This is a genomic window from Streptomyces sp. NPDC005784, from assembly GCF_042871525.1.
In the GTDB taxonomy this organism is placed as follows: domain Bacteria; phylum Actinomycetota; class Actinomycetes; order Streptomycetales; family Streptomycetaceae; genus Streptomyces.
In genome coordinates this window covers 25,533-48,153 of sequence record NZ_JBIAIQ010000043.1, presented here as the reverse complement: position 1 = coordinate 48,153, position 22,621 = coordinate 25,533, and the positions used below count along the sequence as shown (strand labels likewise).

Genomic DNA, 22,621 nt, shown 5'->3' with positions numbered 1-22,621 from the left:
GTGTCGGGGCGGTGTCGGCGCCGCCCCAACACCGTTCCCTCCCCGTCAGGGACTGCACACTCCACGATCAAGGAACCCTCATGCACAGCCAGCTCTCCCCCGGCGTCACCCAGATCGCCACCAGCAAGCGTGACAACGCCTTCCTCATCGACGGCGACGACGGCCTCACCCTCATCGACGTCGGCTGGTCCAAAGCCCCCGAAGCACTCCTCGACACGATCGCCGCCCTGGGCCGCAAGCCCTCCGACATCCGCCGCGTCATCCTCACCCACGCCCACCCCGACCACGTACAGGGTGCCGCCGAACTCCGCCGCAACACCGGCGCACGCATCCTCATCCACGACGCCGACCGCGCCTGGCTGGAAGCCGGACGCGTCCCAGCCGAGGGACGCTCCGGCACCATCGGCCGCCTCATCGACCACCTGCCCAAACTCCACTGGACCCCCACCACCGCAGACGGCACCGTCTCCGACGGTGAAGTAGTGGAAGGCAGCGACGGACTGCGCGTCATCCACACCCCCGGCCACTCGCCCGGCCACATCGTGCTGCTGCACGAACCGAGCAAGACCATCCTCATGGGAGACGCAGCCTTCAACCGCGGCAAACTCGCCATCGGCCCCGCCGCACTCGCCGCCGATCCCGACCTCAGGCCCGGCAGCCTGGCCCGCATCCCCCAGAACCTCAACGCAGTCGGCTTTGCCCACGGCGCCCCACTAACGGGCAGTGAGGCGCACTCCTTCCAGGAGTTCCTGCAGCAATTCCGCTCGGAATCCTGAGCCCGGACACCCAGACGGCGGCCGCTCTACAGGCCGACCCCACTTTCAACACGCAGAAGTTGACAGGGAAGCGCAGTGCGTGCCGGGCCCGGTAGGTCTCGGGCCTGCCGGTGACCGCGGTCCGCTCCCGCCCGAACCGGCTGATGATCGCGTCGTACACCTCCAGGCGGCGCTCAGACTCCACGTCCAGGTCGATGTCGGGCAGCGACGTACGCCGCTCGCTCAGAAATCTCTCTCGAACAACAACCGGTGCTCCAACGGGTTCGCCGTCGCGACAAACAGCGAGTGATTGACCATCGAGCCGGCGCCCGACCCGCGCGCGGCGACCCGGATCCCCAGGCCGCGGGTGTCCGCGACCACCTGAGCCACGGCCAGGAAGTAGCCCTCGAACCCCAGCCGGCCGATGACGTCCAGCTCGTACTCCAGCTGCCGGACGGCGGGCTCATCGCCCTCCAGGCCGCGGGCGACCATGCCCGCCTCGCAGCGCTGCCGCAGCAGCCGCATCGCCGAACCCGCCTCCGCCCCGGCGCCCACCACGGACGGTTCGGGAAAGTGCGGCCGCCCCAGACCGAGCTCGGCCGGAGTGAGGGTGCACGACTGGCCGGTGGCCTCGGCCTCGGCCAGCAGGCGCGCCGCCCGGGCCCGCTCACCACCGACAGCCCGGGCGATCCGCTCGGCGGCCGCGGCCATCATCTCCGGGCCCTTCAGCCACCGCTCGCCGGCGTCCAACTGGCGGCGGTCGATGGGCCGCAGCAGCCGGGCAGCATCGAGGACATCGGCCAGCCGACGCTGCCCAGAGTCGGCATAGCGGACCACGTTGGACAGGACTGTCCGGACACCGAGCTGGTCTCCCAGGCCCACGGTGCGCGCCGCCAGCCGCAGCGAGCCGGCCCCGGTTCCTTCCAGGCCGAGGTACACACTTTCCAGCCGCAGCCGGTCACCCGCCAGCTCCCGCCACGGCGCCAGTAGCTGCTCGGCTACGTCGGGACGGCCGATAGACAGGGCCCGCACCAGTTCGGAGGCCGGGCCGAGCAGTACCACCAGGTCCTGATCGGCGTGCGCGCGCAGGGTGGGCCAGGACACGACCGGCGCCGCGCCGTCGGCCTCGGCGTGCGCGGCGGACACCAGTCGGCAAAGCCGAGCTCACCCGGCCACGGTCTGCGCGAGCAGAGTGGTCCGCAACGGCGGCTCGATGACGTGCGCGCCGCCGCGCACAGGCGTACGCGGCCGTCCGGCAGCGCGTGGCCTTGGCCTCTCGCGGCGAGTGAAGTGCACCCGCCACCCCTGATCGACATGGCGCCGGACGGTATCCGCGGACAGCTCAACAGCGCATAACAGAAGTGGGACGGGTGGCGATGCCAGATTCACACCGCGGCCGGACGGGTGTGGAGCCGCCACAGCACCGATCTCTCCCGCCAGTTCGCCGACGTCGCGCAGGCCGCCTCGAACCTGCAGGACGCCGTCCTTGATGGCGAGCTCGTCGCAGTGCTCAATGACGGATCTGGCGTGGCTTTCGACCGTCTGCAGAGCCGGACTGCCAGCCGCGGCCCTCGAGCCGGCGCCGACTTCACTGTCCACGTCGCGCTCTTCGATGTCCTCGCTGTCGGAGAGAGGGACTGGCGCCCCCAGCCATACGCCGAGCGCCGCGCCGAACTGCTGCGTCTCCTCGAGGGAGGACCAGCCATCCTGCGCGCGGTGCCGGCTACCGAGAACCGCCAGCAGGCGCCACACCACGGGGGTCGCCTCACTGTGCCGTCGGCACCCTCCGCGAAGGCACGCGACCGGGTCGAACTCGCCGACGAGCTGGCCATGGTGCCCATCAGCCCGCGCGAACTCCTCGCCCTGTTCCGGGTGTTCACCCTGCCACGGCCCCACCAGGACACCGACCCGGCACATGCCCTGCGCTGGTCACACTGGCGTCGCCGACACCAGCATCGCGCAGCTGACTGCCACCGCCGCTGGAACAACGTCACGGCAGTGGCCATCGCATGACAGGAATGTGCCGACGCACGGTAGGTGTCACCAGCGGCCGGCCAGGCAGACTGTGCGGGGTGGACAACTATCGACCGGTGGACCGGGATCTCGCTCCCGAATGGTACGGACGCCTGCGCGTGCAGACCGTCGATCTCGGCCCGGCCCGCTGGCTCACCGAGCGTGTCCCAGGGCACGGCGACTTCGGAACGGTGGCGGGCGTCGCCGCGCCCGGATTCGCCGCCTACGCCCGGGTTCTGCATCCGGCTTCCCTGAGCGAGCGGCCGGTGCGGTGGACGGCGGTGGCTGCCGCCTACCAGCGCGAGGTGACACCGGGCACAGACTGGCACGAGCTGATCGGGATGGACCGCGACTACCACAACACCGCCGAGTACGGCTTGCCCGGTATCTGGGACGAGCATCCGACGGAAGGTCCGACTCCGCCCGCTGTCGCCCAGACCCTGATCCCCATCCTGGCCCGGCACACCCGGACTTCCGAGCACTGCTGGTTCGGTTTGTGGAGCGGCTACGGACGGTGGGACTTCGACCAAGTTCCTTCCTTCGAGACTCCAGGCCGGGACGAAGTGCTGCTCGCCGGGACGCTGGCCGATGCCGTCTCGCCGGTATCTCTGGACGAGTTCGCCGAACTGCCCGACCTGTGGTGGCCGCAGGACCGTGCCTGGTGCCTGGGCGGTGACGTGGACTTGGTAAGTACCTACGTCGGCGGGTCCCGGGCACTGATCGCCGATCTGCTGGCCGCTCCGGAGCTGGAGACGCACCCGGTGGCGCCCGGCGACGGGCTTGGCTGAACCCCGCCGCGGACGGCTGGGGGCCACCGGACGCAGCGCCCTCTCTCACGAACTGCAGCTGCCGTGACAGAGCCGTTGATCGCTGACACGCCCACCAAGACGACCCTGGGGATGCCCGGCGAGATGAAAGATCTCTGCACGAGTTCGCCACTCTGGAACCTTGGTCCGTGCCGGGCACGCCCCGAATTCAGGGGTGGATCACCAGGCCATCTCACCGTGACGGTCGCGGAAGGTTCCCGTCGGTCCGTCCGACCCGATGGCGGCGAGTTCGACGATCGCGTCGGTCCCCTCGGTCACTGTCTGCGGGCCGCTGTGCCCGTTGAAGTCGGTCGCGGTGTAGCCCGGGTCGGCCGCGTTCACCTTCACGTCCGGCCAGGACTTCGCGTACTGCGTGGTCAGCATGGTCACGGCCGCCTTCGACGCCGTGTAGAGCGGCGCGAGGTTCCTCGACTCGACGCGCTCTGCGTCGTGGGTGGCCGCGAACGATCCCATACCGCTGGACACATTGACGATGACTGGGCTCGCGGACTTGCGCAGCAGAGGCAGGAACGCGTGCGTCACCCGGACGATCCCGACGACATTGACCTCGAACACCTCACTGGCGTCAGCGGCTGTGATCTGGTCGGCGGGGCTGTGCGTCCCGAAGACGCCTGCGTTGTTGATCAGGACGTCGATGCCGCCCTCGCGAGCCTCGATATCGGCGGCGGCCGCAGCCACCGACGCGTCATCTGCCACATCGATCTGGACGAAACGGGCACCGAGTGCGTCGGCGGCCGCCCGGCCGCGCTCTGGATCACGCGCACCGATGAGGACGGTGTGGCCGGCCTCGATCAAGCGGCGGGCGGTCTCATACCCGAGGGACTTGTTGGCTCCGGTGATGAATGTTGTAGGCATGCGTCCACTCTCGGCCCGTGCCGAGAGGACAACCAGTGCTCTCCGTGACGGTAGGACAGCCAGTACCAGGCACGACGACGGTCCGGCAGACACAATGGCCGAGTGGACGAGACCCTGGGCACGGCACTGCACCGCTGGCGTGACCGCCTTTCGCCCGCCGACGTCGGACTGACCTCGCGGCCCGGACGACGCGCGGTGGGGCTGCGACGCGAGGAGCTGGCAGAACTCGCCGGGCTGTCGGTCGACTACGTGGTCCGCCTGGAACAGGGCCGCGCCAAAAGCCCATCGGCGCAGGTCGTCGCGAGCCTGGCCAGGGCACTGCAATTGCAGCCCATGGAGCGCGATCACGCCTTCCGGCTGGCCGGCCTCCTGCCTCCCCAGGAGGGAACGGTCTCCACGCATGTTCCGGCCGGGGTCCAACGGATGCTGGCCCGCCTCGGGGAGTTCCCCGTGGGCGTGTTCAGCGCCGACTGGACCTTGCTGTACTGGACCCCCGCATGGTCAGTACTGATGGGCGACCCCAGTGCACGGACACACGACGAGCGCAACCTGGCACGAGCGGTCTTCGCCACGGGGCCCAGCCGGCTCGCGTCCTGGCCCGTGCTCCAAGACGACGATGCCCTCAAACCTGCCCTCGTCGCCGACCTGCGCACAGCTCTCATCGACTACCCCCGGGACCGGGGCCTGACCGACCTCGTCGAGGAACTGCGGTTCACCAGCGCGGAGTTCGCCCGTCTGTGGGACGAGGGCACGGTCGGCCCGCACGTCTCGGCCCGCAAGACCGTGGTACACCCCCAGGTGGGTGAGGTGATCTGCGACTGCGACGTGCTCACCGTCCCAGGCTGCGACATCCGACTCGTCGTCTACACGGTGGCCGCGGGTTCCGCCGATGCGGAAAAGCTGGAGTTCCTGCGGGTCACCAATGGCGTCCGCGCCGAGGGCTCCTCGCCTCCGGGGCCTGGTCTGTTCTCTACGTCCTAACGATCGGGCCGGCCGGATACGGGCGTACAGAAGACACGCCGAGGCCAAGGTGTACGGGCGGCCACACAGCAGGCTCGAATTCCTCCCGCGCGGCAGCCTCCCGCCGGTCGAGCTTCTCCAGCCACGACACCATAGCCGCCTCCAAGACCACGTCTCAGAACACGACGATCCGCCGTCCGCGCACGCACGGCAACGGCGCACGGCATCACCTGCTCGCTGAGGAAGAGCCGCACCCAAGTAGCCGTTGCCCAGGGTGCACAGACTCCCGCAGGCGTTCCTCCGCGGGGTCGTAGCCCTCGCTCCCACAGCAGTCCCGGCACTCGGGCGGTTCCCCTTCCGGTGTCCCTCGTCGCGGTCGTCACCGTTCGGCCAGCAGGCCGGTGAGGACGCGGTCCGGGGTGAGGGGGAGTTCGCGGAACCGGATGCCGGTGGCGTGGTGGACGGCGTTGCCGAGGGCGGCGGCGGTCCCGACGATGCCGATCTCGCCGATGCCCTTGCTGCCCATGGGGTTGAGGTGCGGGTCGTCCTCCTCGATCCAGTCGGCCTCGATGCCGGGGACGTCGGCGTGGGCGGGCACGTGGTAGGAGGCGAGGTCGGCCTCGGTGAAGTCGCCGAACGGGCCGTCCATGGTGCTGCCCTCGGTCAGGGCCATGCCCAGGCCCATGATCATGCCGCCGACGAACTGGGAGCGCGCGGTGCGAGCGTTGAGGATCCGCCCGGCGGCGAAGACGCCGAGCATCCTGCGGGCCCGTACCTCGCCGGTGACGGTGTCGACGGCGACCTCGGCGAAGTGGGCGCCGAAGGCGTGCCGGGCGTACGGGGAGTCGGCGTCCGCCCGGCCGGCGGTGTCGGAACGGACCAGGAGACCCTCGGCGGGCAGCGGACCTGGGTGCTCGGCGAGCCGGGCCGCCAGGGCGGCGCACGCCTCGTGCACGGCCCAGCCCCATGAGGCGGTGCCGGAGGAGTCGCCGGCCAGCGACGCCGGGGGCAGGTCGCTGCGGCCCACCTCGGTGCGCACCCGGTCCAGGGACGCGCCGAGGGCGTCGGCGGCGACCTGGGCGAGGACGGTGCGCGCGCCGGTGCCGATGTCGGCCGCGTTCACCCTGATGAGGAAGGTGCCGTCGGGCAGGGCCTGGGCGGTGGCGGTCGACGGCCGGATCAGGACCGGGTAGGTCGCCGCGGCCACTCCGGTGCCGATGAGCAGTGGGCCCTCGGTCCGGGAGCGCGGGCGCGGGTCGCGCCGGTCCCAGCCGAAGCGGCGGGCGCCCTCGCGCAGGCACTCGGCGAGGTGCCGGCTGCTGAACGGCTTGCCGCTGCCGGGTTCCCTCTCCGGCTCGTTGCGGATCCGCAGCTCGACGGGGTCCGCACCGAGGGCCCCGGCGAGTTCGTCGATCGCCGACTCCAGGGCGTACATGCCGGGGGCCTCGCCAGGGGCGCGCATCCAGGACGGGCTGGGGACGTCCAGCGGCACCACCCGGTGGGAGCTGAGCAGGTGCTGTGCGGTGTACATGACGCGGGACGGCACCGCGGCCTGCTCCACGTACTCCCTGACGTGCGAGGTGTGCGTGGTGACCTCGTGCAGCACCGCGGTGAGGTGTCCGTCGGCGGTGGCGCCGAGGCGCAGCCGGTGCAGGGTGGGGGCCCGGTGGCCGACGACGGTGGGCATGTACCGGCGGGGGTAGGCCACCGTGACCGGCCGGCCGGTGTGCCGTGCGGCCATGGCAGCGAGGACGACGTCGGGGCGCGGGGTGCCCTTGGAGCCGAAGCCGCCGCCGACGTGCTCGGCCACCACGGTGACGTGCTCCTCGGGCAGGTCGAAGAGACCGGCGAGCACGGACTGGACGGTCGTGCTGCCCTGGCTGGAGGTGTACACGGTCAGCCGGTCGCCGTCCCAGTGCGCGGTGCTCGCGTGCGGTTCCATGGGGTGGTTGTGCAAGGGCGGCACCCGGTACTCGGTGTCCAGGCGGACGTCGGCGGCGGCGAAGGCGCCGTATGGGTCGCCGTGTTCGAGGCGGCCCGGCTGAGCGCCCCCTTGGGGCTCGTAGGCGTCCGGGTGGTCGGGGCGGAGTACCACGTCGTGGTGCTCGGTGGCGTAGCCGACGCGGACGGCCCGGGCGGCGGCGCGGGCCGCCTCCAGGGTCTCGGCGACAGCCAGGGCGACGCACCAGCCCCGGTGCGGCACGTGGCGGTTCTGCAGGACGGCGAGGGTGGCGTCGTCCGTCTCGCCGAGGCGCGGGGCGTCGCCGGGGGTCAGCACGGCGAGGACGCCGGGCAGCGCGAGCGCGGCCGAGGTGTCCACGCCGGTGACCCGGCCCCGGGCCACGGCCGCCGGCACGGGCCAGGCGTGGACGCGGCCGGGCACCGGGTACTCGGCGGCGTAACGGGCGGTACCGGTGACCTTCTCCCGCCCTTCCCGCCGCCCGGCGGGCGCCCCGAGGGCGGTGCCGGGGCGCGGGGTGGGGTGGGGGTCCTGCTCCAGGGCGCCGGTAGGGGGCTGCCGGCCCTCGTCGGACTCACCCGAGGCGGCGGAGGCGGCGCGGGTGAGGAGGTCGTCGTGCGGCAGAGCGGCGCCGGCCCGCGGATCGTCCCGGGCCGGTCCGGTGGCGGCCATCGGATCGTCGTGCGGCAGACCGGACCCGGGCAGCGGGCCGCCGTGCTCCAGTGGGTCGTTCGCCATCGGTTCTCCTGGGGTCGGGCGGGTCCGGAAGAAGTCAGGCCGTCGCGGGTGCGGGGGCGAGGCGATTCAGGACGTCCAGGGCGAGGTTGCGGGCGAGGGGCACCTTGTAGGCGTTGTCGCGCAACGGCTCGGCGCGGTCCAGTTCCAGGGCCACGGCGCCCTCGAAGGCCTCGGGGGTCGCTGCCGCGCCCAGCAGCGCCGTCTCCGCGTGGTGGGCTCGCCAGGGCCGGGGGGCGAGGCCGCCGAAGGCGAGCCCCACCTGGTCCACGACGCCGTCCGCGACCCGCAGGACGACGGCCACGGAGGCCAGGGCGAAGGCGTACGAGGCACGGTCGCGGGCCTTGCGGTAGGCGGAGGGCACACCGGCCTGGGCGGCCGGCAGCAGGACGCCGGTGATCAGCTCACCGGGGCGGATCTCGGTGTCCCGCTCCGGACGGACCCCAGGCAGCCGGTGGAAGTCGGCCACCGGGATGCTGCGCCCGCCCTCGGCGCCGTACAGCTCGACCCGGGCGTCGAGGGCCGCCAGGGCGACGGCCATGTCGGAGGGGTGGGTGGCGATGCAGTGCGGGGAGTGGCCCAGCACGGCGTGATCGCGGTGCACGCCGTCGCGGGCACCACAGCCGCTGCCCGGCTGCCGCTTGTTGCAGGGTTTGTCGAGGTCCTGGAAGTAGGGGCAGCGGGTGCGCTGGAGCAGGTTGCCGCCGGTCGTGGCGGCGTTGCGGAGCTGTCCGGAGGCGCCCGCGAGGAGCGCCTGGGACAGCACCGGGTAGCGGTCGCGGACCAGCGGGTGGGCGGCGAGATCGCTGTTGCGGACGGTGGCGCCTACGCGCAGCGCGCCGTCCGGCAGTTCCTCGACCGAGTCCAGCGGCAGCCGGCCGACGTCGATGAGGACGCCAGGGGTCTCCACGCCGAGTTTCATGAGGTCGACGAGGTTGGTGCCGCCGGCGAGGTAGTGGGCGCCAGGGTGGGCCGCGTAGGCCTCGACGGCCTCCTCGACGCCGGTGGGCCTGAGGTATCCGAAGCCTTTCACCCGATCACGTCCTCCACCGCCTCGACGATGCGCGGATAGGCGCCGCACCGGCACAGGTTGCCGCTGAGCCGCTCGCGGATCTCTGTCCCGTCCAGCGGCACGGGCCGGCCGGAGGGCTCCGCCGGGTCGGTGACGTGGGACGGGTGACCGGCAGCGGCCTCGGCGATCATGCCCACGGCGGAGCAGATCTGCCCGGGTGTGCAGTAGCCGCACTGGAAGGCGTCGCGTTCCAGGAAAGCCCGCTGGAGGGGGTGCGGTTCCTCGCCGTCGCCGCCGAGGCCCTCGATGGTGGTGACCTCGCTGCCGTCGAGGGTGACGGCGAGCAGCAGACAGCCGTTGACGCGGCGCCCGTCCACCAGGACGGTGCAGGCGCCGCACTGGCCGTGGTCGCAGCCCTTCTTGGACCCGGTGAGGCTCAGGTCCTCGCGGAGCAGGTCCAGCAGGACCCGCCGGTGGTCGACGAGCAGGGTATGGGGTTTGCCGTTGACCCGGAGGGTGATCTTCGAGTGCGGGTCGAGCGGCTTTTCGCTGGTCATGGCAAGGAGGGTCTTCCGGACGGGGTGGGGTGTCCGTGCACACCGCGTATCCAGGCTGCGACGCCTCACGCGTCCCGGCCACTCCAGGGCACCCCGCGGCCCCCGTCGCCGGGCCGGTCGGCCGGTCGGCGCCGGGGGAAGGGCTCGGTCATCGTCCAGCAGCGACGCGGCGGACTCCACCTCGTCCCTCGGCGCCCAGGCACTCACCGAGACGGAGCAGGACTTCAAGCTGATGTGGTGGCCGGATTCAGGGCAGGGTTTCGGCTTGGTGTTTGCTGATGGCGTGCCAGCGGCGTTCGTAGTCGGCTGTGTGGTTGAGGATGTCGTCGGTAGCGATTGGCCTGTTGTATTGGGCGGTGACTCCCCGGTGTGCGCAGTCCTGGGCCACGCTCTCGGCTGAGGGACTGTCCGCGCGCGTCCGGTGGTCGGCCCAGACGTGGTACATGCGGAAGGGCAGGAAGTAGCGGCGCAGCGTGGACGGGCTGATCGGATTGCCGCCGGGTGTTGATCGCGTCGACGACCTCGTCCCGCCGCGCGTGGACCATGACGCCGTTGCCGGCGTCGGCGAAGACCTTCGCCATGGCCGTCCCCCACGATCCTGCGGAGAACACCGCAACCCTAGCCACCCGACACGCTCCATCCCGATTGGCTGCAAGGCTTCTCGCCTGCACCCTACTGGTGACTGATGCGGCGCTCCTCGAAGAGTCGTCTGGCCTCCGCCGACAGCGCCGTCGTCATGGCCAGCATGTTCAGCAGGACCTCGCCGGAGTTGGACAGGCGCACCTGGACAACGTTCCCGACGTGGCTGTGGACCGTGCGTTCCAGCAGACCCAGCGTGGCCCATTCCCGGCCGTGAGCAAAGCCGCTGCAGATCTGCCAGACGTTCTGCGCAGACGGTTCCTTGCCTTGTTCAGGAGCTCGTCCACGTACTTGAGCTGGTGCTGGGTGCTCCAGCGCCCGCACACCCCGTTCGGGCCGATGCCGTGCCGGGTGGCGAGGTCTCGGATCTCCTGAATGCGCGTCGCGGCCGGCCTGCCCGAGGGCTGCAGGCCGGCGAGGTCCAAGGCCTGCCCGGGGCTCTGTCGAAGACCCCGTCCCGCCCCCTCCCACACGGTGAACAGTGCCGGATGCGTCTCTGCCAGCCGCCGCGCCCGAGCCGGCGCCGCTGTTCGATCGTGTGGGCGTTCGCGAGGGGCAGCCGTTCATTCTGGGAGCAGACGGTTCGTATGACGTGCAGCTGAACCGGCTGCCATCATCGGCTGATGGAGTACTTCACCCTCACCGCAAAACCAACGGGCCAAGACATTCACACCGTTGACGCCGTCCTGCGCCGGGCCTGGAACGCGTGCGCCGGGGTGGCATGCTCCAAGTGCGACGTCCCGCCCTGGCAGTACTGCCGCAACTGGAGCCGGGGCGCCTGGTCTGTGACCCGCTTCCACCGGCCCCGACAAGATGCAGCAGGTGCGCCCGAAATTCTGGCTCCGCTGGGGATCTACGGGCTCAGCTGGGCAAAGGGTACGGGCACCTTCAGGTGGGACAACCGGCGCGTTCCGGAGGTATGACGGGGCAGCTCTCCCTGCACTGGCTGGCCATCAGTCCCGAACTGGGTGAGAGACCGGAAGGCTGAGACAGCCCAGCAGGTGACATAACACCGTCGAGAACGACACCCGGCGGCAGCTCCATCCCGACGAGCGCGATGTCCATCCAGGCGGACGTCACCTCCCGTCCGGACCGGGCCTGGAGCTGTACCGTCTCCGCCGACCGCCACAGCACCGTCCGGTGGCCGTCGAGCTTGATTTATGCGCTGCTGAGCTGTCCACGGGCTGCGGACGGCCGTCAGACGGCCCGTGTACTCGTCGGCGATGCAACCCACGACAAGGTCCATCGCCCGGCAGGGCTCGATCGCCTTGGGCCATGTCCCGGTGAAGTATGCGAGGGCCGGTACTCCGCTCATCCTGAGCTTGGCATTTATCCAAGCTGAGGGCAGGCTCGGGAGGTGTTTCGGGTAGGCGCGGCGAGTGGCCGCCTCCGAGGGCAGGTCCGCCTTCGCCGAGTACTCCCTGCCGGGCCACAAGGAGGTCTTCAACCCGGTCGTCAACGTCGCCGACGGCAAGCAGAGCTACTGACCCTCAGGCCCCCGGAGTCGAGCTGTTCCCGATGCCAACTTACCTGTGGCGTGCGAACATTGACCGTATGAGCGACCTTGACGCAAAGCCCTGGCGGCCGGTGGCGTGGCGGGTGGCGGTTGCGGTCCTGGTCTTCGGGGGCAGCGCGACGGTGATGATGACGCTCAGGTTCTCTTGGACCCCCCGAGCCGACAGCGACCGGTGGGCCGTGGCGATGGTCGTTGCCGTGTTCCTCGGCGGCTTGGCGGTCAGCGCCTTTGAGTGGGCCCGGGGCAGCGGCGATACGCCCGGTCCCGGGACCGGGCCCACCACGACCGGCTCGACCGATACGCAGGAGGTCACGGCAGGTCGGGACAGCGAGAACATCGTGGCCCGCGGGGACATCAGCGTCGCTGGGACGGGCGCGCCAGGATCGGCCAAGCGAAGCGTGCCGGCGCCGCCGCTCGATCAGCGCGTGAAGTCGGGCCGCCGCAGCCGGAACATCGTGGGCGGCGGAAACGTCGTGCTCCCTCCTGAGGAAAGGAGGTAGCAGTCGGTGGGCGATGGGGACCGCCGAGAGGTGCGTCAGCAGGTCCGCTCCGGCAAGGAGAGTGTCAACGTCCTAGCTGCAGGCGACGTGGGCGACTTGCAGGTAACGAATCACTACTACAGGGCGAAGTGGGCGGGGGCGATAGCGTTCGCCGTAGTCGTCGCCTTCGGCGCGGTCTATTACCTCACCGGCGACCCGGATGTCAGGGACGCGTTGGCCAGTGGCCCGCGCCTGCGTGTCACGGTCCAGACCACGGAAACTGTCGCGAACCACAATGGGGCGTGGCTCTTCCCGGGAAGACTGCTGAAGGCCGGACAGACGCTCTCCACCGACCAACTGTCCGCGATCATGTCGAAGCGGTCCGACAAGGTGGACACCTACGAGACGACCACGCTGGTGACTGCCGAAGGCAACCGCAGCCACACCGTCGACATCACGGGTATGCACATCAAGATCCTCAGCAAGGTCCCCCCGGCTCCGGGCGGGACCCTGCTCGTCTATCCGCCCCAGGGCGAGGACACCAACATCAAGATCGGATTCAACCTCGACGAACCGATCCCCGTCCCCCGGAACGCCGATCCCGAGGAGAAGGCATTCGGCGGACGCTTCTTCGAAGACCACACGGTCTCACTCAAGGAGGGTGAGACCGTGAACTTCGGCTTCACCTTCCAGAGCGTCAAGTGGGATGTCACCTACGAACTCGTGCTTGAGGAAGTCGTCGACGGCACGCGCACCACGCAGACACTGACTGACAGATCCCGGCCATTCCACACCAGGGGATTCGCCTCGGCTTACGACCAGGCGGTCGCCCCAGACAGTCAGGACGGCGCCTTCGCCGTCACTGACCGCGCGAAGGCGATGGACTCGATGTGCGGCACACCGTGCACGGTCGAACTGGTCCAGGGCGCCGCGGCTGCGGCGAGGTAGGTGAGAAGCAGATGAAGCTGGCCGAGAGGAGCACGAATCGCAGGATGACGCTGGTGCTGGTCGGCGCCGTGATCGCGGCCGGGCTCGTCGGGTACCTGGTGAGATACCGGAGTGCTGTGGCTCCTGGATCCGCCACACCCTCGGTCAGCGTGACCACCGGCGCCTTCGTGGATCCGACAGCCAGCGCCACGGCAAGGTCCACGGCCGTACCGAGCGTCAGCCCGACCAGCGACAAGCCGTCCGCCTGGTGCGCCGCCGCACCGAACGTCGTCACCGCCCCGCCTCCGAAGGTCGAGCTCCTGTTCTCCACGGCCACCTGGCGCAGCTGCACCACCAAGGTCACGCGCAGTGGAGTCGGAGCGGGAGGCGTCCAGTACAAGGTCGACACGACCCTGCCGGTCTTCTGGTCGGCGAACCAGGCTGTCGACGCGCTCAACTCGACGATCAGGAGCCGGATCAACGATGACGTCAAGGGCTTCCTCGCCACCGTCGGCGAGGCTACGTCCGACGAGGCTCAGGGTGGGGCCTTCACCCTCTCCGAGCTGCCCAGGATCAACCAGGTCGGCCGACTGGCCGTGATTCAGTTCACCGGCGAGGAATACGCTGGTGGCTCCCACGGTGCGGTGATCGACGACTGGATCAATATCGACACAGACACCTGGACGATTCTGGACAAGAATCAGCTCCTTCTTCCCGCCGCCAGGCAAGCCGCAGGTGCCACCAGGCTGGCCAGGCTGATCGCCCCGAAGATCAGGGGCACGAACGGTGGCTCCTGCACTACAGACGCGGCGACTCTCCTCGCCGGCGGCCAGATGCCCGAGGGAACGGTCACGCCCAGCAGCTATGAGCAGAGCATGGAGACGGGGGTGCAGTCCGGCGGTGAACTCGTCGTCGACTTCGCCCCCTACTACCTCTTCGCCTACGGCTGCGGCGTCGGCTCCGCCACGCTCGATCTCCGCGATCTCAGCGGCCTGATCAACCCAGAGACGGTCGCTCTGGCCACGGCGACCGTTCCACCCGAAGTGGCACCTTCGCCCTTCGGGGGCTGAACCCAACCGGAACACCCCCGCCACGTCAGAGCCGGACGCCAGACTGTCCCCTCGCTGGAGAAAGTCCGGGACATCTCCTGCTCAAGGCCGACTTGGCGGCCGCGGCCCGCGCTGCCGGCTGGCACGCCACCTTGGAGGTTGCCGCTCCGCACGGCGGGTGGCGGGCTGATGTTCTGGCGGTCTGTGCAGACGGCCGCCGTTTCACGCTGGAGGCGCAGCTCTCACCGATCAGCGAACGTGAGGTACACGAGCGCACCGACCGGTAAGCCACGGACGGGGTGCAGGTGTGCTGGTTCGACGACCGAGACCGCCCGCGGCCGTGGATGATCGGCGGTACCCTCCCTGCATCTGACCGGTCCTTCGGAGACCCCACGCTTGGTGCGTGGCGTCATCGCCCGCTACAAGGCCGAATCCGGCTGGCAGGCGGTCGACAGCGTCAGCCTGACCCACGCGGTGCGCTGGATCCTCGATGGCCGCCTGATTCCGTGCGCGGACGGCCATGTCCACGGTTGGGACGAAGCGCCTACCGGACGTGGTGTCAGAATGAAGGAGCACCCGGACTGTCCTCCCGCGCGTTCGCTGCCCGCACACGGGAGTTGGTGGGGCTCGCCTCACCGAAGCAGATGATGACGTCCAACCAGCGCAAGTACTACCCGGGCATCGGACTGCTCGCCGACCAGGAGAGGGAAGCCACCGCATGAGCTCCCTGATCACCGAGGACGAGATCAACCACGAGACCGAACTCGTCTGGCTCGAGGACGTCACCGACCTCGACTACGTCCGCCAGCGCCTGGACCGCCTGCCCACCCGCAAAGCCAAACCCCCCTACCACCGCGACGGCCGCATGGTCGGCTACGCCCTGCTGGGCCCCACCGCCAAACCCTCCCGCGCCTCCGGCACCTTCCGCCGCCGCGTCTTCTGGCTCTTGCCCCACGATCGTGACTCCGAGCCCGAGGGCCTCTACACCAAGGGCGCCCCCGCCGAAGCCGTCGACCCTCGTACGCTCGAGCCACGCGTGAAGGGCTACAAGACCGAACGCTCCGAAGGCGGCCCGCCCTCCACCGCTATGCAGGAACTTGGCATAACACTCCCGCTGTAGCAGGCCGATGAAAGTGCCGCGGCTGCGGGTCGCAGCGAAGACCCAGGAATCCCGTGGCGCCGCGCCGCAGAGAGCTGCCCCGGACGGTGTCGACTGACATCCGGCCTTTCGGGTCTATGCGGCGATTGCCGCGCGTTCGGATATTCTCCTGCCAGCAGACAGCACGATGGGGGAGGGCTGGTCCGCATGCGGTTCATCTTCGTTCACGGAACTGGCGTGCGCCGCAAGCGCTTCGATGCGTTGGCCAGCCTTGTCGCGTCGGGATTGAGGGCGCTTTTTTCCGACTCGGAAATCGTGCCCTGTTACTGGGGCGATGCTTATGGTGCAACCCTCGCCGCGGGTGGCGCCTCGATCCCGGGGTTCGACGGTACGCGTGGCGCGGCAGCTGCCAGCCCGCTCGACGACGAGATCGCGGAATGGCTGCTCCTACTGACGGACCCGCTCTCAGTCCAAGTGGGCTGCGGCTTTGGGGAACGCCGCGAGCTCGGCCAGCACCTCCGGCAGCGCCGGGTCGTCGATCGCGGCGACGGGGACGGCGGGCGGCTTCGCGCCCCGGCGGTCCGGTCCGGTCGGCGCTCTCTCGCCGGGGAGCATCCACTCCCACGTCGTGAGTTGAGATCGGCCGGGAAGTGGCGGTATGCGCCCATCGCCGCCCGGCAGAACTGGCCGGACGGAACCGTGCGCTACCGGTGGAGGTCGACCTGCGCGGCGATACGGCCGTCACGACCGCCACCTACCCGTAGCCTCAGCCCGGACTCCGAGCAGCGCACGGGAGCAGGGTGGAGCCCGCCCGGGACCTGAACGAGGCGCACCAGGGCGACATGCCGCAGACGCGATACCGGCAGGTGAAGGAGCCCCGCAGGGTGGCGTGACACCTGCACTCCCGGCTGGACTACATTTCGCTGGCGTTGTTGGTGATGGCGTGCCAGCGGCGTTCGAAGTCGCCGGCCTGCTGGGTGATGTCCTGGGCGGTGATGGGTCTGCCGTATTGGGCGGTGACTCCCCGGTGTGCGCAGTCCTGGGCCACGCTCTCGGCTGAGGGACTGTCCGCGCGCGTCCGGTGGTCGGCCCAGACGTGGTACATGCGGAAGGGCAGGAAGTAGCGGCGCAGCGTGGACGGGCTGATCGGATTGCCGCCGCGGCCGGTCACGCCTTCGCTGGCGAGACGTGTGGAGAGCTGCTTGCCTGTTGGCTCCTGGCCGTGCACGTTCGCGTAGTTCTTCCACGCGAGGTAGTACCGGTCGACCACCGTGAGGGCGTTGTCTTCGCTCGCGGGTGGTTGTGGCTCGTCGATGGCTGCGTTCACCTTCGGGCCGGGTACCTCCAGGGCTGCCGGCACTCCCGTGCTGGCAGGAGGCACCGTGGGGGCGGGATCCGGAGCGTTTTTCGTTTTGCGAGGGTCCGTCAGCGTCTCGCTGTTGGGCGGTCCGCCCTCACCGAAGTCCCGCTGCTGAAAGGCGTGGACGAAGGCGTGAAGGTCTTGCGCGACGAGGGGTTCGCCGGCCGTGGTGGTGATGCCGTCGCGCTCGAAGACGTAGCGAGCCAGTGCGGCCGCGTCCGGGTATCTGCCGTACTCATGCGCGAAGTCGGTCCAGGCCCGGTAGAAGAACTCCTCCCAGTCCACGTCATCGCTGGCACGCCCGCCCTCAGCAGCATCGGGGGTGTTCGGCTCATAACGCTGCTGCAGGCTGGCCAAAATGGGGGACAGCTGTTCATCGGACAGTGGGTCGCCTGCTGCTGTGGTGATGGCGAACCGGTCCCGTAGGAACAGGGCGAACTGGCCCGGCGTGGGCACCCCGAGGAACTGAGCAACCCACGACTGGTAGGCGTCCGCGAACAGACCACTCTCACTGGCATCCTGGAATGCAGGAGCCGACATCGGCGCCAGGGGCATCTGAGCCTGCGCCCGAGACATCTGCTCCTGTTGCATCCGGGCCCGGGTCTGCGCCTTGGTCTGATCCGGGGTCGGCTGGGCGTATCCGACCGGCGGCCGGTTCACCTCCAGGTCCAAGTGCTCGGGCGCAGCGGGGGCCGCCGGGGCCTGAACGGACGCCTCGACCGCCACGGGTGCCGGCGGCAGCAGCGCGGGCTTGATGCCCGCCGCCGCCAGACCCGACGGGGCCGTCTCCGAGAGGGGGACGCCGTAGCGTGCCAGGCGCAGCGGCATCAGCGACTCGACGGGGGCCTTGCGGCGCCAGGCGCGGCCGAAGCGGGAGTTCAGGCGGGCCTGGTAGACGAGTCGGTCCTGTTCCAGCTTGATGACCTGTTCGTAGGAGCGCAGTTCCCACAGTTTCATCCGGCGCCACAGCAGGAACGTGGGGAGCGGGGAGAGCAGCCAGCGGGTGAGGCGGACGCCCTCCATGTGCTTGTCGGCGGTGATGTCGGCTATTCGGCCGGTCGCGTGGCGGGCCGCCTCGACCGAGACCACGAACAGGACCGGGATGACGGCGTGCATGCCGACACCCAGCGGGTCCGGCCAGGCCGCCGCGCCGTTGAAGGCGATCGTCGCCACCGTCAGCAGCCACGCGGTCTGGCGCAGCAGGGGGAACGGGATGCGGATCCAGGTCAGTAGCAGGTCCAGAGCGAGCAGGACGGTCTCACCTGACGAACCCGGACAGATCTCGATCATGCAATGACGCTGGGTCGAGGGCGCGGCCGAGGAGGTCGATGGCGTCGGGGTCTGTACGCTCACCGGTGTAATTGATGATCATGGAAGAGACATCAAGTGACTGACACCGTGACCGAGTTCGTGGCCGCCGATGATCAGGCAGATCCGTCACCGGAGGCTGCGGCGGTCGAGCAGAGGCTGATCGACCAGCTCGTCGAGCAGGCCCGGAGCAAGGGGCTGCAGCTGACCGGCGAGGGCGGCCTGCTGCAGCAGCTGACCAAGAGGGTTCTGGAGTCCGCTCTCGAGGGCGAGATCACCGACCATCTCGGCTATGACAAGCACGATCCGGCGGGCAAGGACGGCGGCAACTCCCGTAACGGCACCCGGTCCAAGACGGTGCTGACGGACATCGGGCCGGTCGAGATCGACGTGCCCCGTGACCGGGAGGGCTCCTTCGAGCCGGCCATCGTCAAGAAGCGGCAGCGCCGGCTGACCGGCGTGGACGAGATGGTCCTCTCGCTGTCCGCAAAGGGCCTCACGCACGGGGAAATCTCCGCGCACCTGGCCGAGGTCTACGGCGCGAGCGTGTCCAAGACGACCATCAGCACGATCACCGACAAGGTGATGGACGGCATGGCGGAATAGCAGAACCGGCCGCTCGACCGCGTCTACCCGGTCGTCTTCATTGACGCGATCAACGTCAAGATTCGCGATGGCCAAGTAGCGAACAGGTCGATCTACATGGCGTTGGCGGTCACCGCCGAGGGACACCGCGACATCCTCGGCCTGTGGGCCGGCGACGGCGGTGAAGGCGCGAAACACTGGCTGCGAGTACTCTCCGAGCTCAAGAACAGGGGCGTCGAAGACGTCCTCATGCTGGTCTGCGACGGGCTGAAGGGGCTGCCCGACGCGGTCGGTGAGGTGTGGCCGCGCACCGTGGTGCAAACGTGTGTAGTTCACCTGCTGCGGGCCTCGTTCAGGTACGCGGCCCGCCAGGACTGGGACAAGATCGCGAAGGCATTGAAGCCCGTCTACACCGCTCCGAGCGAGGATGCGGCCACGACAAGGTTCCTGGAGTTCGCCGAGGTCTGGGGAACGAAGTATCCGGCGATCGTGCGGCTGTGGGAGTCCGCCTGGGCAGAGTTCACGCCTTTCCTCCAGTTTGATGCAGAAATACGCCGCATTATATGCACGACCAACAGCATCGAGAGCGTTAACGCCCGCATTCGCAAGGCCGTCCGCTCCCGCGGGCACTTCCCCACGGAACAGGCCGCCCTCAAATGCGTGTACATGGCCGTCATGAGCCTCGACCCCACCGGCGCCGGCCGTAAACGCTGGACCATGCGCTGGAAGGGTGCCATGAACGCCTTCGACATCGCCTTCGACGGCCGCCTCACCGCAGGCCAACTCTAGCCACACCAAGCCCAGTTACACCGCTCGCTTTACAGACCCCGTTGAGGGGGGCTGTCGGTCCAAAAACAGATGAAGGTGACGCGCCTCAAGGGCGTCCCGATGGCGGACCTGGGAGAACCCGCAGCCCGGAAACTGTCTGGCTGCGAATCGGCGTGAACGACTACGAAGCTCCGCCAGGGCTGCGCCCGTGTGCGCGAAGGAGCTTCGCCCGCCCGGTGCCGCCGCGGAGCGGTTCGGACCGTCACGGTCGGAGGGCGTGGTGGCACCCCTACTGGGCGGCCCTGCCCTCGGTGCCGGTGGCGCGCTCCGAGCTCCGGCAGCTGGCCGGCGTGCGGCGGGCCCCTCAGGTCGGCCGGCCATGGTCGCCCGCGTGGTCGTCTCGGTCGAGCGGATCCAGATCCTCCTGGTCCCGACCACAGCGCCGGCCGCCGGCCTGGTCGGCGGTGACATCTCGCCCCGTCGGCGCGGGCAGGCCGACGACGCCCTCGCCGCACCCGTCTTCGAGTTCCACGACGTGGACCGCCCCACCGCGCTGGCGGTCTCGGAACTGGCGACCATGGCCGGCGTCGACCTCGCCACCGCCCACGCCGCCCACCTCGCCCTCCGCCGCCCCGGCTGGCCGGTGCTCACCGCCCACCCGGCCGAACCGCACAAGGTCCACCCCGGGATCGAGACCGTCGAACTCCCCTGAGGTCAGCTTCATCCGAACTCGACGGTCAGTCGGTCGCCTTGGCGGCCTGGACTATCAGGTTCTCGACCCGGCCGGGGTGGGAGAGCATGACCAGGTGGGACGCGCCGTCGACCACGACGGTGTGAGCGCCGGCCCGCCGGGCCATGAACTTCTCGGTCGCGGCCGGGATCGCCCGGTCGGCCCCGGCGACCAGGTACCAGGACGGGATCGTCTTCCAGGCCGGTACGCCGCTCGGCGCCTGGAGGGCGGCCAGGTCCACCGGGCGCTGCTGGGCGGCCAGCAGCTCGGCGTCGGATCCTCGCAGGTCGGCCGCCATGACGGTGCGGAACTTCGCCGGGTCGACGTATCCGTCCGCGCCGCCGCCGCCGGCGACCGCGTAGGGCCGGACGACGAGCGCCTCGCCGAGCTGGCTTCCGGGGTTGAGACCGACCAGCGCCAGACCGTTCTCGCCCTGGTCGGGAGTGAAGGCCGCGATGTACACCAGGGCCTTGACGTTGGCGTGCCCCACCGCGGCGTTGGTGATCACCTCACCGCCGTACGAGTGGCCGACCAGGACCACCGGCCCGGGGACGGAGTCGAGGAGGCTGCTGACATAGGCCGCGTCGGAGTCCAGGCCCCGCAGCGGGTTGGCTGCGGCGATGACCGGATAGCCGTCGTGCCGGAGCCGGGCGACGACCCCGCTCCAGCCGGAGGAGTCGGCGAAGGCGCCGTGGACCAGGACGACGGTGGGCTTGGGGGCGTGCCGGGCCTGCGCGGCCACCGCCGACGGAGCCGGTGCCGAGGAGGCCGGGGAGACGGCCGACACGGTCAGGACGGCGATGGCCAGGGCGGCCGGGATAGCCACGCGCCGGTGGAACCAGCGGTTTCCGTGCGGCGGGACTGACGGGGTTTCGGGCATGGCGGAGTCCTTCTCTTGGTAGGGCCGCTGGCGTCTGCTGCAGTGCGCGGCGTACGGGATCGCACGTCGCAGGGGTGGACGGCGGTCAGGCGGTCGGCGGCGGGCCCGCGACGCTCACGCGGAAGGACTCCGCGGAGGCGAGGATGTTCCCGATGTCGAAGGCGGGGGCCACGTCGTCGAGGCGGGTGGCGGGAGTGCCGTTCGCGCTGAACCACCCCTCGACCCGCGACGGTGTGAAGGCCACGGCGAGACGTGCGGTCTCCGAGCGGACCAGGTAGCTGTGGGGCACCCCGCGCGGGCCGAACGCGATCTGGCCGGGTTCGAGCTCGTGCCGCTGGTCGCCGACGAAGAACGAGACCTCTCCGTCGAGGACGATCCAGACCTCGTCCTCGTCCGCGTGGATGTGGCGCGGGGGCGCGTGGCCGGCGGTGTCGAAGAACTCCATGACGCTGAGGGCTCCGCCGGTCCTGCTGCCGGGGACCAGGAGCCGGGCCCGGCCGCCGAGGAACCAGAAGGGTTCGCTGTCGGCTCCGGCGAAGGTGTTGTCGGGAAAGGGCGCGATCACGACGTGCGCCCGAGGAAGGAGAGCAGGAGTGCGGTCATCTTCACGGGGCGCTCCTCGTAGATCCAGTGGCCGGAGTCGGGGACGACGACACCGGTGATCTTCTTCGCGTACCGGCGGACCTGGTCGGGTACGGCCTCGCCGAGGCTGCCCGAGGCTCCGATCGCCAGGACCGGCATGGTCAGCTTCGTCCGCCGGTTGACGGCGTTGTCCTCGACGTCCTGGGGGAAGGTCCGGAACCACTTGAAGCTCGCCGACAGGTGGGCCGGGTCCTTCAGGGCCTCGGCGAACACGGCTATGTCGTCGTCGGTGACGGAGCCCTTGCGGACTTCGAGGCTGTCGACGAATCCGCCCACCCACTCCTCTTCGCGGTCGGCCACGACCTTTTCGGGAAGGCCGTTGGTGAGGGAGAAGAAGCCGAAGTTCCAGGCGGCCGGGCCGGCGGCGGTCAGGGACGGGAACTTGTAGAGGCTCGCGTCCGGGATCGGGGCCTCGCTGAGGACGAGTTTCTTCACGTCGCGGGGGTGTGCGGCGGCGTAGGAGTAGGCGACCATCGAGCCGATGTCGTGGCCGACCAGCCGGATGTCGTCGGCGTGCCCGATCCTGCGGAGCAGTGTGTGGACGGCTGCGGCCATCGACTTCTTGTCGTAGCCGTCGGCCGGGGCGTCGCTCTTGCCCGCGCCGGGCAGGCTGGGCGCGATGACGGTGTAGTGCTGGGAGAGCTCCGGCAGGAGGGCGCGCCACTCGTACCAGGTCTCCGGGTAGCCGTGGAGCAGGACGAGGGTCGGACCGTGGCCGCCGATCACGTAGTCGAGGCCGGCGGCCTTGTGCTCGGTGAACCCGGCCGGTACCAGGGGGGCGGCGGACGGGGTCACGGTCGTCGCGGTCTTGGTGTGCGGGGTCGCGGCGGAGACGGTGGCGGCGGAGAGGGTGGCGGTGCCGAGGCCGAACGCCGCGGCGATCGCGAGCGGTGCCAGGACGCCTGGCCGGAAGAAGGCATGACGGTGCTTCACAGGTGCTCCAGTCAAGGGGAAGGCGTGGCTGT

18 protein-coding genes and 6 pseudogenes are annotated in these 22,621 nt (G+C 70.0%); 12 read left to right on the top strand and 12 right to left on the bottom strand.

Annotation, left to right across the window (positions count from 1 at the left end; all coding sequences use genetic code 11):
* The first annotated feature begins 80 nt into the window (after positions 1 to 80).
* Entirely contained in the window at positions 81 to 776 is a 696-nt protein-coding gene (locus ACFYR3_RS38910; protein WP_389286769.1) for an MBL fold metallo-hydrolase, read from the top strand.
* Between the two features lie 70 nt (positions 777 to 846).
* Here ACFYR3_RS38910 and ACFYR3_RS38905 read toward each other — a convergent pair.
* Positions 847 to 1,694, bottom strand: a pseudogene (locus ACFYR3_RS38905) (DNA polymerase III subunit alpha); the annotation flags it as partial.
* Between the two features lie 465 nt (positions 1,695 to 2,159).
* Here ACFYR3_RS38905 and ACFYR3_RS38900 point away from each other — a divergent pair.
* From ACFYR3_RS38900 to ACFYR3_RS38890, 3 genes and pseudogenes are all read left to right on the top strand, one after another.
* Positions 2,160 to 2,405 (top strand): annotated as a pseudogene (locus ACFYR3_RS38900) (ATP-dependent DNA ligase); the annotation flags it as partial.
* A 120-nt stretch (positions 2,406 to 2,525) separates the two neighbouring features.
* Complete coding sequence (locus ACFYR3_RS38895; protein WP_389286806.1) at positions 2,526 to 2,768, top strand: hypothetical protein; 243 nt, start codon at positions 2,526 to 2,528, stop codon at positions 2,766 to 2,768.
* Positions 2,769 to 2,827: 59 nt separating this feature from the next.
* Positions 2,828 to 3,556: a hypothetical protein gene (locus ACFYR3_RS38890; RefSeq protein ID WP_389286767.1), complete on the top strand. Its 729-nt coding sequence runs from the start codon at positions 2,828 to 2,830 to the stop codon at positions 3,554 to 3,556.
* Between the two features lie 198 nt (positions 3,557 to 3,754).
* On the opposite strand, the gene ACFYR3_RS38885 is transcribed toward ACFYR3_RS38890, so the two are convergent.
* A complete protein-coding gene (locus ACFYR3_RS38885) occupies positions 3,755 to 4,450 on the bottom strand; it encodes an SDR family NAD(P)-dependent oxidoreductase (RefSeq protein WP_355846141.1) in 696 nt (231 codons plus the stop codon).
* 102 nt (positions 4,451 to 4,552) lie between these two features.
* On the opposite strand from ACFYR3_RS38885, the gene ACFYR3_RS38880 reads away from it, so the two are divergent.
* Positions 4,553 to 5,431 (top strand): helix-turn-helix transcriptional regulator, encoded by an 879-nt coding sequence (locus tag ACFYR3_RS38880; protein WP_355846144.1) that lies wholly within the window; start codon positions 4,553 to 4,555, stop codon positions 5,429 to 5,431.
* Positions 5,432 to 5,789: 358 nt separating this feature from the next.
* Here the strand turns inward: ACFYR3_RS38880 and ACFYR3_RS38875 are convergent, their stop codons facing one another.
* The 5 genes and pseudogenes from ACFYR3_RS38875 to ACFYR3_RS38855 all read right to left on the bottom strand — a co-directional run.
* Positions 5,790 to 8,108 carry a xanthine dehydrogenase family protein molybdopterin-binding subunit gene (locus ACFYR3_RS38875; RefSeq protein WP_389286764.1) on the bottom strand — a complete coding sequence of 773 codons (2,319 nt, stop codon included), beginning with the start codon at positions 8,106 to 8,108 and terminating at the stop codon, positions 5,790 to 5,792.
* Between the two features lie 34 nt (positions 8,109 to 8,142).
* Positions 8,143 to 9,138, bottom strand: coding sequence for a xanthine dehydrogenase family protein subunit M (locus tag ACFYR3_RS38870; RefSeq protein ID WP_355846150.1), 996 nt, complete (start codon positions 9,136 to 9,138; stop codon positions 8,143 to 8,145).
* Positions 9,135 to 9,674 carry a 2Fe-2S iron-sulfur cluster-binding protein gene (locus ACFYR3_RS38865; protein ID WP_355846153.1) on the bottom strand — a complete coding sequence of 180 codons (540 nt, stop codon included), beginning with the start codon at positions 9,672 to 9,674 and terminating at the stop codon, positions 9,135 to 9,137. The genes ACFYR3_RS38870 and ACFYR3_RS38865 overlap by 4 nt, the downstream gene beginning before the upstream one ends.
* A gap of 224 nt (positions 9,675 to 9,898) precedes the next feature.
* Positions 9,899 to 10,285, bottom strand: coding sequence for a hypothetical protein (locus tag ACFYR3_RS38860; protein WP_389286804.1), 387 nt, complete (start codon positions 10,283 to 10,285; stop codon positions 9,899 to 9,901).
* 1,202 nt (positions 10,286 to 11,487) lie between these two features.
* Positions 11,488 to 11,628 (bottom strand): annotated as a pseudogene (locus ACFYR3_RS38855) (thioredoxin); the annotation flags it as partial.
* Between the two features lie 239 nt (positions 11,629 to 11,867).
* Between ACFYR3_RS38855 and ACFYR3_RS38850 the strand changes: the two are divergent.
* From ACFYR3_RS38850 to ACFYR3_RS38830, 5 genes and pseudogenes are all read left to right on the top strand, one after another.
* Positions 11,868 to 12,329: a hypothetical protein gene (locus tag ACFYR3_RS38850; protein ID WP_389286762.1), complete on the top strand. Its 462-nt coding sequence runs from the start codon at positions 11,868 to 11,870 to the stop codon at positions 12,327 to 12,329.
* 6 nt (positions 12,330 to 12,335) lie between these two features.
* Positions 12,336 to 13,256 carry a hypothetical protein gene (locus tag ACFYR3_RS38845; protein WP_389286760.1) on the top strand — a complete coding sequence of 307 codons (921 nt, stop codon included), beginning with the start codon at positions 12,336 to 12,338 and terminating at the stop codon, positions 13,254 to 13,256.
* Positions 13,257 to 13,267: 11 nt separating this feature from the next.
* Positions 13,268 to 14,305 (top strand): hypothetical protein, encoded by a 1,038-nt coding sequence (locus ACFYR3_RS38840; RefSeq protein WP_389286758.1) that lies wholly within the window; start codon positions 13,268 to 13,270, stop codon positions 14,303 to 14,305.
* 518 nt (positions 14,306 to 14,823) lie between these two features.
* Positions 14,824 to 15,006: pseudogene (locus ACFYR3_RS38835) on the top strand (DNA primase); the annotation flags it as partial.
* Positions 15,003 to 15,404: a DUF6009 family protein gene (locus ACFYR3_RS38830; RefSeq protein WP_389286756.1), complete on the top strand. Its 402-nt coding sequence runs from the start codon at positions 15,003 to 15,005 to the stop codon at positions 15,402 to 15,404. The pseudogene ACFYR3_RS38835 and the gene ACFYR3_RS38830, both read left to right, overlap by 4 nt.
* A 444-nt stretch (positions 15,405 to 15,848) precedes the next feature.
* On the opposite strand, the gene ACFYR3_RS38825 is transcribed toward ACFYR3_RS38830, so the two are convergent.
* Both ACFYR3_RS38825 and ACFYR3_RS38820 read right to left on the bottom strand, forming a co-directional pair.
* A complete protein-coding gene (locus ACFYR3_RS38825) occupies positions 15,849 to 15,998 on the bottom strand; it encodes a hypothetical protein (protein ID WP_389286754.1) in 150 nt (49 codons plus the stop codon).
* A 1,467-nt stretch (positions 15,999 to 17,465) separates the two neighbouring features.
* Positions 17,466 to 18,009: pseudogene (locus tag ACFYR3_RS38820) on the bottom strand (DUF2637 domain-containing protein); the annotation flags it as partial.
* A 144-nt stretch (positions 18,010 to 18,153) separates the two neighbouring features.
* On the opposite strand from ACFYR3_RS38820, the pseudogene ACFYR3_RS38815 reads away from it, so the two are divergent.
* A pseudogene (locus tag ACFYR3_RS38815) lies at positions 18,154 to 19,425 on the top strand (IS256 family transposase).
* 358 nt (positions 19,426 to 19,783) lie between these two features.
* On the top strand, positions 19,784 to 20,116 hold the full coding sequence (locus ACFYR3_RS38810; RefSeq protein ID WP_389286752.1) for a hypothetical protein: 333 nt from the start codon (positions 19,784 to 19,786) through the stop codon (positions 20,114 to 20,116).
* Between the two features lie 25 nt (positions 20,117 to 20,141).
* Here the strand turns inward: ACFYR3_RS38810 and ACFYR3_RS38805 are convergent, their stop codons facing one another.
* From ACFYR3_RS38805 to ACFYR3_RS38795, 3 genes are all read right to left on the bottom strand, one after another.
* On the bottom strand, positions 20,142 to 21,014 hold the full coding sequence (locus ACFYR3_RS38805; RefSeq protein WP_389286750.1) for an alpha/beta fold hydrolase: 873 nt from the start codon (positions 21,012 to 21,014) through the stop codon (positions 20,142 to 20,144).
* Positions 21,015 to 21,099: 85 nt separating this feature from the next.
* On the bottom strand, positions 21,100 to 21,579 hold the full coding sequence (locus ACFYR3_RS38800) for a cupin domain-containing protein (protein WP_389286748.1): 480 nt from the start codon (positions 21,577 to 21,579) through the stop codon (positions 21,100 to 21,102).
* The gene (locus tag ACFYR3_RS38795) at positions 21,576 to 22,589 is read right to left on the bottom strand and encodes an alpha/beta fold hydrolase (RefSeq protein WP_389286746.1); all 1,014 of its coding nucleotides are present in this window, start codon (positions 22,587 to 22,589) and stop codon (positions 21,576 to 21,578) included. Before ACFYR3_RS38795 ends, ACFYR3_RS38800 begins: the two co-directional genes overlap by 4 nt.
* Between the last annotated feature and the right edge of the window lie 32 nt (positions 22,590 to 22,621).